Source organism: Marinobacter sp. UBA5687, from assembly GCF_002420325.1.
GTDB lineage: Bacteria > Pseudomonadota > Gammaproteobacteria > Pseudomonadales > Oleiphilaceae > Marinobacter > Marinobacter nauticus.
In genome coordinates, this window is record NZ_DIHV01000009.1 from 7,607 (window position 1) to 16,252 (window position 8,646).

Genomic DNA, 8,646 nt, shown 5'->3' on the forward strand with positions numbered 1-8,646 from the left:
CGCAGGAAGTGCCGGCTGTAGCGGCCGGCCAGGTTACTGACCTCCAGCAGCACCAGCATGTCGGCACAGCGGAATTCAGGATCCCAGCAAGGCTCGCCACAGACCCTTGCGCCCAGGCGCATGTACGCCTTGATCAGGGGCGGTATGTCCACAGAGCGTTCTGATTCCGGATGGGCAAGATGTGGCAGTTGGCGCTTTGGCGTTACCCGGCAATGCGGCTCAGACAGATGCTGTTGTTGCAGAAGCCGGGCCACATGCCAGGCTTTCGCCCCGCCGTCGGCCATGCTGATACTGGCGCAGCCGATCAGATGGGTAACGTTGCGCTGCACCAGGTACTCCGCCACCGCTGACCACAGCAGCGTGATGGTGCCGCCATTGCGGTAGTCCGGGTGCACGCAGGTGCGGCCGAGTTCAGCCAGTGTTCCGGGCAGGGCTCCCAGAGCCGCGAGATCAAACTCGCCTCGGGAGTAGAAGCCGCCAACGGAAGCCGTATCGTCCTGGTGAAGTATGCGGGTGGTGGCCACCAGTTCACCGGTGTCTGCGTCGGTGACGATCAGGTGATCGCATGCCGCATCGTAGGCATCGGCATCAATACCCGGGATTGTGGCGCCGAGATCGCTGCCATACTCCTCGGAGAATACCCGGTAACGCAGGCGCTGCGCCGCTTCTATGAGCTCCGGGTCACGGGTCAGTTCGGTGCTCAGGTTACGGCCCCGGCGGGGTTGAAGGCTCGCGGTGGTTGCAGTCATGGCTTGGCCTCTGTGTTTCTGTTTCAGGTCAAGGCTATGAAGCGGGTATGACAGATGGGTGACGCCGGGGTGACGTCTCTGTGACAGTGCGAGACCGTTTTCAGGAAAACGGATATGTGTCACAGGCTGTAACCCTTTGGCGGTTCCATGTATATTTCTGAATAGCATGTATAATTGCTGTAACTGAACGTTGCCTGTATCGTCGGGTGTACAACCCTGAAACCGGAATAAAATAATCAGAGATGGATGGCGTGGAACAAACAAACGAGAGTTGGCGAATCCTGATCGTAGAGGACGATGAGCGGCTTGCGGATCTGACCCGCGAGTACCTTGAGAACAATGGCCTGACAGTGTCGTTGGAAACCCACGGGGGAGCCGCTGTTGAGCGGATCCGCAACGAGCAGCCTGATCTTGTGGTTCTGGATCTGATGCTGCCTGGCGAAGATGGTTTGTCCATCTGCCGGCGGGTACGGCCGTTCTTCAATGGCCCCATTATTATGCTCACCGCCCGGACAGACGACCTGGACCAGGTCCTGGGCCTGGAAATGGGCGCGGATGACTACATTGGCAAACCGGTCCAACCGCGCGTTCTGCTCGCCCGCATCCGTGCCATGCTGCGCCGGGTAGAAACCTCGCCCGTTAGCGGGCAGGAGACGTCCGGGGAGGAGCCGGTGCGTTTGCAGTTCAACGACCTCGTGGTCGATCGTTCCATGCGTGAAGCCTGGTTAAGTGACGAAAGTATCGACCTCACCAGTGCTGAGTTCGACCTGCTCTGGCTGCTGGCCAGTAATGCCGGGCGGGTGCTGAGCAGGGAAGAGATTTTCACCGCACTCCGGGGCATCGAGTACGATGGGCAGGATCGTTCCATTGACGTTCGCGTGTCCAGGATCCGCCCGAAAATCGGTGACGATCCCATCCACCCGCGCCGTATCAAAACCGTTCGCAGCAAGGGCTACCTGTTCGTCAAGGAAGCCTGATCGCGCCTGAGGCGTTGCCGCCCCGAAGGTGGCAACGCCGGTTACCAGGGTTGGCCCGATGTCCCTGAAATTTTTCCTGAAAGCCTACGCTCGTATTGCTGCCATTGCGGCGGCGGTCGTGCTGGTGTGCGTCCTGCTGTTTAACGGCATCAACTCCGTTCGCGAACAATACTGGCATGAGCAGGCCATGACACCGGTTATGCGTTGGCTGGCAGCGGCCCCGGATCCGCTCAGTCAGTATCACTGGATGGCCCCGATGTTTGGTCTGCACAGTGGCGTTGCGGCCGACTTCGGGCTTTCCCAGGTTGCGCTTGAGCGCCTGGGCTATGGCCAGGTGGTGGCGCAGTCAACCGATAGCGGGTATGGCTATTATGTCCTTGGTCTCGGGGGCGAGGTGCTCGGCATACATCTGGAGCAACCCTACCGGGATCTGGCCCGGGCAATCTCGTTGATGGTGCGTTGGCATCTGGATACCAGCCCTGCGGCTCAGCGTGCGGATGTGGCGCAGCAATTGGCAGAGTCTCTGAATCTCGATATCCGTCTGGTTCAGAAGGCCGAGGATCTGCCGGATCAGCAGGCGCTTGAGCGGCTTGGCGACACCGGGCTGGCGATTTTTGAACACGGTGATAACCGTGCCAGGGCGCTGGTTCGTTTGTCGGAAGGCGCGTTGGTTGTGGTGACATTGCCTCCCCCCTTCAATCCCTGGGGCTGGCCGATTATCTTGCTGCTGACCGCTGTTGTCGGTGGCGTGCTGGCAGTGGCCCTGTTTCTTGCGTTGCGTTTTGTAGAGAGTCATCTGCGCAAGGTTGAGTCGGTAGCGATTCGTATTGCCCGGGGTGAGATGGGAGCCCGGGTGGAATCCGAGCAGGGCACGCTCGTGTCCCGGCTGGGGACTTCGTTCAATGGAATGGCGGAACATATCCAGCGCCTGGTGCAGGTGCAGCGGGAAATGATTCACGCGGTTTCCCACGAACTGAGAACGCCGGTGGCCCGTATCCGGTTTGGCGTTCAGATGATTGAATCCGGTAGTACCCAGGAAGTGCTCGAAAAGCAGCTCGAGGGCATTGATGGCGACATCCAGGAGCTCGACGAACTGATTGACGAGATCCTGACCTATGCCCGGCTGGAGCAGGGCGGGCCGGTGTTCAGTCTCCGGGAGGGCTCGGTCACGGATATAGTCAGGCAGGTTGTCTCCGAACAGCGGCTGATCCGGGAGGGAGTCGACATTGAGTGTCAGATTGACGAAGCCTCGGAGCGCTGGGCACAGGCCGATATGGAGCCTCGTTACATTCACCGGGCGGTTCAGAACCTGGTCGGCAATGCCGCGCGCTATGCCGCAGGCCGTGTGCGGGTGAGTTGCCATCTGGATGAAGATAATTGCCGGATTGATGTGGAAGACGATGGCCCGGGCATTCCGGAACAAGATTGGGAGAAGGTGTTCACCGCCTTTGCCCGGCTTGATGACAGTCGTACCCGCACCTCAGGCGGCTACGGGTTGGGCCTGTCCATTGTTCGCAGGATTCTGTACTGGCACGGTGGGCAGGCGTTTGTGGGCCGCAGTGATGTCTTGGGCGGAGCCCGGTTCAGCCTGGTCTGGCCGCGCCTGAAGCCCGCAGACCCGGATTTGTGAACCAGTGCTCGGTACCTCACCTGATGTAACAAAGCTCTACACAACCACAACTGAACCCTCCGCAGCCCTGGGTAATACTTCAAAGCGTAAGGGATGACTTTTGAGGTTGTAGTTCTTACGAACTTTCCTTGTTTCATTCGTCATTTGAGGGCCGGTTTTTCCGGCCCTTTTTTTATTTCCGCGCCGCGTCACACCGCTCGATCCCCGTCCTGTTAGAATCTCCTGAAAACAACAGGAGGTTTTGATGTCCCGATATCTGCTTGCCATAGACCAGGGTACCACCAGTTCCCGCGCCATCGTGTTTGATGACAAAGGCGCTCAGGTGGCCGTTGCCCAGCAGGAGTTTCACCAGTACTTCCCCAAAGATGGCTGGGTTGAGCACGATGCTATGGAAATATGGGACAGTACGCTGGCGGTCTGTCGTTCAGCCCTGAGCAACGGCAAGATTAAGGCATCTGACCTCGCAGGCATCGGCATTACCAACCAGCGGGAAACCACTGTGATCTGGGACAGGGCGACGGGGCAGCCGATTCATCACGCCATTGTCTGGCAGGATCGCCGTACCGCGTCCTGGTGTACCAAGTTGCGCCAGGATGGCCATGAATCCCTGGTGGTTGACCGCACCGGATTATTGATTGATCCCTACTTCTCTGCCACCAAGATAGCGTGGATTCTGGACAACGTTGACGGTGCCCGCCAGCGCGCGGAAGCCGGTGAGTTGGCCTTTGGCACCATTGATACCTGGTTGCTCTGGAATCTGACCGGCGGCAAGCACCATCGTACCGATGCCACCAATGCGTCCCGCACTGCACTGTTCAATATCCATACACAGCAATGGGACCCGCAGCTGCTCAAGCTGTTTCGGGTGCCTGCTGCTCTGTTGCCGGAGGTATTCGACAGTGCAGCTGAGTACGGGTTGACGGAACCCGAATGTCTGGGCGCTTCGGTGATGATTGCCGGTATTGCCGGTGATCAGCATGCCGCTTTGATCGGCCAGGCCTGTTTTGAGCCGGGAATGGCCAAGAGTACCTATGGCACAGGCTGTTTCCTGATGCTCAACACCGGCCAGCAGGCCCTGCGCTCTGAAAACCGGTTATTGACGACGGTAGCTTACCGCCTCAACGGCAAACCCTGCTATGCCATTGAAGGCAGTATTTTTGTTGCCGGTGCCGCCATGCAGTGGCTCAGGGATGGGCTTCGGTTGATTTCCCATGCCCGGGAATCGGCGGAGCATGCGGCGACGGTCGGTGTGAATAATCCGGTGTATCTGGTGCCCGCGTTCACCGGCCTGGGAGCCCCGCACTGGGACCCGAACGCCCGGGGTGCAATCCTGGGGCTGACCCGGGATACCGGCATTGCCGAGATTGTCACGGCGGGTTTGCAGTCGGTGTGCTATCAGACCAAAGACCTGGTGCGCGCCATTCGCAACGATGGTGCCCGGCTGGAATCCCTGCGGGTCGACGGAGGCATGGCCGTGAACGACTGGGTAATGCAGTTTTTATCGGACATTCTCAATGTGCCGGTTGACCGGCCAAGTGTGACCGAAACCACGGCTCTCGGGGCGGCCTACCTTGCGGGTTTGCAGACCGGGGTTTTCGATAGCCTGGAGCAGATTACGTCGCTTTGGGAATGCGAGCGCCAGTTCCGGCCGGATATGGCGCCGGGGCTGCGGGAATCACTCTATGCCGGCTGGCTGGATGCTGTTGAGCGAGTCTGTAATCACTGAGGTTCAGTGGCCGGTGCGTTCGAAGGCGATCAGGTGATCAGCCTCCACCCGGACCGGTACCTGCTCACCCAGGTTAAAGTCCAGGTGGCTCCGGAACAGGGCCTCAAATTCAGTGTCTTCTGAACACCGGAAACGATAGAGCGTGGAGGTTCCGGCAAAGGTTTTTTCCACCACCTTTGGCTTCAGCTCTGAGTCTTCATCGAAAACAATGTCGTCCGGCCGGATCAGGACGTCCAGCAGGGTGCCTGGTTGCCATTTGTAGGCCCGGTTGCCATGGATGACGCCCAGTTCCGATTCTATGGTGTCAGGGCCCAGGGCCTTGCCGGGAATAAACCCACCTTGCCCGACAAAACTGGCCACGAACCGGTTCGCCGGCTCATGGTAGAGGTTGTAGGGCACATCCCACTGTTGAATCTGCCCGTCCCGGAGAACCGCCACCTGATCACACATGGCAAAGGCTTCCTGCTGATCATGGGTAACCAGGATGGCGCTGATGCCGAGAGTCTTGAGGATTTCCCGCACATCCAGGCTCAGCCGGCGGCGCAGATCCGTGTCCAGGTTGGAGAAAGGCTCATCCAGCAGGATCAGTGTTGGCTCTGGTGCAAGTGCCCGGGCCAGGGCCACCCGTTGTTGCTGGCCGCCAGACAGCTCGTGGGGATAGTTGTCTGCAAGGTCCTGGAGGTGCACCAGGTTCAGCAACTCCATGACCTTTTGTCGACGTTCCGCTTTGCTTAATGACTTCAGACCGAAGCCGACGTTATCGGCAATGCTCAGATGCGGAAAAAGGGCATAGTCCTGGAACACCATGCCAATCTTGCGCTTTTCCGGTTGCAGTGCCCGCCCGGGCAGGCTGATGGCCTGTGACTGCAGGCGGATTTCACCCCGGGAAATCGGCAGGAAGCCGGCCAGCGCCCGGAGAATGGTGCTCTTGCCACAGCCGCTGGGGCCCAGCAGGCAGCCAATATCACCGTGGCTGAGGGCAAAGCTGACGTCCTTGACGACGGAATCACCGCCGTAGCCACAGGACAGATTGTTTACTTCCAGCAGCCAGTCTGCGGGGGGCACCAGGGCTTCGGGCATGGATCAGTCCAGACGATTGAGAATCAGGAATTCCAGCAAGGCTTTCTGGGCATGCAGCCGGTTTTCCGCCTCATGCCAGACTGCCGAGCTTTCGTGGTCCATCATGTCTGCCGAAATCTCTTCACCCCGGTGGGCGGGCAGGCAGTGCATGAAGAGGGCGTCTTTGTCGGCCTGAGCCATCAGAGCCGGGTTGATCTGATAGCTGCGGAAGGCTTTTTCCCGGGCTTTCTGCTCGTCTTCCTGGCCCATGGAAGCCCAGACATCGGTGACCAGCAGTTGGGCGCCTCGTGCTGCCTCTTCTGGCGCGCGCACAACGGTCACCCTGTCAGCATGCTGTTCGATCAGTTGTTGATCCGGTTCGTAACCCTCTGGGCAGGCAACGTTCAGGTGGAAATCGAAACGCTCTGCAGCGTTTATGTACGAGTGGCACATATTGTTGCCGTCACCAATCCAGGCCACGGTGGCACCACGGATGCTGCCGCGAAGCTCCCGATAGGTCTGCATGTCGGCCAGCAGCTGGCAGGGGTGGAATTCGTCGGTGAGAGCGTTGATCACAGGCTTGCTGGAGGCAGTGGCAAAGCGCTCGACCGTTTCGTGGGCAAAGGTACGGATCATCACCGCGTCGACCATGCTGGAGATCACAATGGCAGAATCCTCGATCGGTTCGCCGCGGCCAAGCTGTGTATCCTTGGGCGAGAGGAACATGGCGCTACCCCCGAGCTGGGTCATGCCGGCTTCGAAGGAAACCCGGGTCCGGGTGGACGATTTTTCGAAGATCATTGCCAGCACCCGGTTTTTAAGGGTGTCCCTGGTCTGGCCTGAACGCCACTCTTTGCGTAATTTGGAAGCATGATCGAGCAGATCTTCCAGTTCCGCCGTGGTCATGTCGTTCAGTGTCAGAAAATGTCTTGCTGCCATGAAAGGCCCCTGTTTCAAGCAAACTGCCCGTTCGGAAAAGCCAACAAGTCTAGCCCGTCGCTACCCTGAAAACAACGCCGGGCGCGGTGCTGTTGTTCTGGGTCAAAACGGACGGTTTGTTGAGGCCTGAGGCACCCGTGTACAATAAGCGCAAAGGCCGTTTGGCGGCAAAGCTGACTCCCAACCAGAGGAATGAGTTCATGGACATCAATGAAACCATCAAGAGCCAACTTGAAGAGAACCCGGTTATTCTTTATATGAAGGGCACCCCGCAAGCTCCGCAGTGCGGTTTCTCGGCACGTACTGTTCAGGCTCTGATGGCGTGCGGTGAGCGCTTTGCGTTTGTGAATATTCTCGACAATCAGGAACTGCGTGAGGCCCTGAAAGTCTATTCCAGCTGGCCAACCTATCCGCAGCTCTACATCAACGGTGAGCTGGTGGGTGGTTGCGACATCGTTCTGGAAATGTCAGAAAGTGGCGAGCTGGCCAAGATGGTCAAGGATGCTGCGGGTCAGGCCGAAGCCTGATCATTCTGCTACTCGTAACGGTATTTAAGCTTTATCGTAAAACGACCCCCTATCCCGCTCTCTGGAGCGGGATAGGGGCTTGCCTCTAAAGCCGCCCGGTATATTGCGGCGTCTACATCCTTTAGGTCCGTTGATTTAACGATTTTCGCGCCCGTCACCGCGCCATTTCCCATTAATCTGAGTTCTATTTCTGCTATCCATGTCTTTGATCCCTCCGAGTCTACAGGCACCCTAATCGTCTCTCGGAAGAGATATTCCGATAAATGACTTGAGAGTTTTGCGACAAAAGGGTCTCTTTCATCGGGAGTCTCAGTCTTTTGCTTTACTGGCTCCGGCGTTTCTACGGCCTCGCTTGCACGTGCAGTCAATGCAGGTGTAGCCACTGATGCAGGGGATTCGAAGGATGTTGCCCGGGTTTGGGTGCTTTCGGTTGTCCGCTTCGGGGAATCTGGCTGTGTCGCAGTGACGGTTTGCGATTCGGGCGGAGCACTGGAGGTAGATTCTGTCGAGGTTACCACCGGCTCGGCCGGCGGGATCTCGAACTCGGAGTGCCTGGGCTTTGGCGGTTCCGGGTTTGCCACGTTCTCTGGTGTCGGGACGGCCGCCGGGGTTGTCAGCGTAAAAACCAGCCGGTGAGTCAGTTCCCGGGCCTCCTTCAGAGGCGATGGAAGCCCGGCCAGTACCAGAGTGTGAGCCAGTATGGCCAGGGAAACCGCTAGCAGGAGCCGATAGGATGCCGGCATTGAGGGTGAACGAAAACCCGTGTCCGGCATCTATATCAGGCGGTTTTTGTGCGCAGGTTGCCCACGACGGCATTCAGGGCCCGGTCAATCAAGGCACCCTGTTCGAGCAGCGTCAGGCGGCCACGGCGCATCTCATGAGCCAGCTCAACACGGGTTTTCTCAATGACTTTCAGGCCCATACGGTTGACGAACACAAAGCAGTCCGCTTCATCAATAATGGCTGAGAGTTTGCAGCGGAAGCTGGTGCCGTTGACCAGGCGGAACTCCACCCAGTTGCCAATTTCGATAGTGTCGAG

At 58.5% G+C, this 8,646-nt stretch carries 9 protein-coding genes; 4 read left to right on the forward strand and 5 right to left on the reverse strand.

The genetic code is table 11. The features are described from left to right. Positions 1 to 749: GNAT family N-acetyltransferase (locus tag B3Y70_RS00635; RefSeq protein WP_288589059.1), on the reverse strand; the 749-nt coding region annotated here is incomplete at its 3' end. A 242-nt stretch (positions 750 to 991) separates the two neighbouring features. On the opposite strand from B3Y70_RS00635, the gene B3Y70_RS00640 reads away from it, so the two are divergent. From B3Y70_RS00640 to glpK, 3 genes are all read left to right on the forward strand, one after another. Continuing rightward, positions 992 to 1,726, forward strand: coding sequence for a response regulator (locus tag B3Y70_RS00640; protein ID WP_011785784.1), 735 nt, complete (start codon positions 992 to 994; stop codon positions 1,724 to 1,726). A 58-nt stretch (positions 1,727 to 1,784) separates the two neighbouring features. Next, positions 1,785 to 3,356 carry an ATP-binding protein gene (locus tag B3Y70_RS00645; protein WP_219194179.1) on the forward strand — a complete coding sequence of 524 codons (1,572 nt, stop codon included), beginning with the start codon at positions 1,785 to 1,787 and terminating at the stop codon, positions 3,354 to 3,356. A 244-nt stretch (positions 3,357 to 3,600) separates the two neighbouring features. Continuing rightward, complete coding sequence (gene glpK, locus B3Y70_RS00650) at positions 3,601 to 5,082, forward strand: glycerol kinase GlpK (RefSeq protein ID WP_273029695.1); 1,482 nt, start codon at positions 3,601 to 3,603, stop codon at positions 5,080 to 5,082. 3 nt (positions 5,083 to 5,085) lie between these two features. On the opposite strand, the gene B3Y70_RS00655 is transcribed toward glpK, so the two are convergent. Continuing rightward, a complete protein-coding gene (locus tag B3Y70_RS00655; protein WP_011785781.1) occupies positions 5,086 to 6,162 on the reverse strand; it encodes an ABC transporter ATP-binding protein in 1,077 nt (358 codons plus the stop codon). 3 nt (positions 6,163 to 6,165) lie between these two features. After that, positions 6,166 to 7,080 carry an ornithine carbamoyltransferase gene (gene argF, locus B3Y70_RS00660; protein ID WP_023008850.1) on the reverse strand — a complete coding sequence of 305 codons (915 nt, stop codon included), beginning with the start codon at positions 7,078 to 7,080 and terminating at the stop codon, positions 6,166 to 6,168. Between the two features lie 200 nt (positions 7,081 to 7,280). Between argF and grxD the strand changes: the two genes are divergently transcribed. Beyond that, positions 7,281 to 7,607 carry a Grx4 family monothiol glutaredoxin gene (gene grxD / locus B3Y70_RS00665; protein WP_014420735.1) on the forward strand — a complete coding sequence of 109 codons (327 nt, stop codon included), beginning with the start codon at positions 7,281 to 7,283 and terminating at the stop codon, positions 7,605 to 7,607. An 8-nt stretch (positions 7,608 to 7,615) separates the two neighbouring features. Here the strand turns inward: grxD and B3Y70_RS00670 are convergent, their stop codons facing one another. Both B3Y70_RS00670 and B3Y70_RS00675 read right to left on the reverse strand, forming a co-directional pair. Further along, entirely contained in the window at positions 7,616 to 8,350 is a 735-nt protein-coding gene (locus B3Y70_RS00670; protein WP_273029692.1) for a TonB C-terminal domain-containing protein, read from the reverse strand. 35 nt (positions 8,351 to 8,385) lie between these two features. Continuing rightward, positions 8,386 to 8,646 (reverse strand): DUF1631 family protein (locus B3Y70_RS00675; RefSeq protein ID WP_288589061.1); only part of this gene is annotated, 261 nt, incomplete at its 5' end.

Excerpts from the sequence above, each read along its gene's own strand:
- B3Y70_RS00655 (WP_011785781.1), bottom strand. The coding sequence starts at position 6,162 with ATGCCCGAAGCCCTGGTGCCCCCCGCAGACTGGCTGCTGGAAGTAAAC.
- grxD (WP_014420735.1), top strand. The coding sequence starts at position 7,281 with ATGGACATCAATGAAACCATCAAGAGCCAACTTGAAGAGAACCCGGTT.
- B3Y70_RS00640 (WP_011785784.1), top strand. The coding sequence starts at position 992 with ATGGATGGCGTGGAACAAACAAACGAGAGTTGGCGAATCCTGATCGTA.
- B3Y70_RS00645 (WP_219194179.1), top strand. The coding sequence starts at position 1,785 with ATGTCCCTGAAATTTTTCCTGAAAGCCTACGCTCGTATTGCTGCCATT.
- argF (WP_023008850.1), bottom strand. The coding sequence starts at position 7,080 with ATGGCAGCAAGACATTTTCTGACACTGAACGACATGACCACGGCGGAA.
- glpK (WP_273029695.1), top strand. The coding sequence starts at position 3,601 with ATGTCCCGATATCTGCTTGCCATAGACCAGGGTACCACCAGTTCCCGC.
- B3Y70_RS00670 (WP_273029692.1), bottom strand. The coding sequence starts at position 8,350 with ATGCCGGCATCCTATCGGCTCCTGCTAGCGGTTTCCCTGGCCATACTG.